Annotated in this window: 1 protein-coding gene; it reads left to right on the forward strand. The window is 68.3% G+C overall.

Going from position 1 to position 281, the window contains the following annotated elements; all coding sequences use genetic code 11:
- Nucleotides 1–281 (forward strand): TerC family protein (locus tag AAEZ05_RS28290; protein ID WP_502947803.1); only part of this gene is annotated, 281 nt, incomplete at both ends.

Below are 281 nucleotides of genomic sequence, written 5' to 3' on the forward strand. Positions count from 1 at the left end.
GTCTGGGGCACCGCCGGGGCGATCCTGTTGCGTGTCGCATTGATCACGTTCGCGGTCGCGCTGCTCGACGTGCCATTCCTGAAGTTCGGCGGCGGGCTGCTGCTGCTGTGGATCGGCATCAAGCTGATGGCGCCGGCCGCCGACGCGCACGACAACATCAAGCCGGCCGACCGGCTGTGGGACGCCGTGAAGACGATCGTGATCGCCGATGCGGTCATGAGCCTCGACAACGTGATCGCGATCGCCGGCGCGGCCGAGCAGGCCGACCCGTCGCACCGGAT

Source organism: Pseudomonas sp. HY13-MNA-CIBAN-0226, assembly GCF_040310305.1.
Taxonomy (GTDB): domain Bacteria; phylum Pseudomonadota; class Gammaproteobacteria; order Pseudomonadales; family Pseudomonadaceae; genus Aquipseudomonas; species Aquipseudomonas gregormendelii.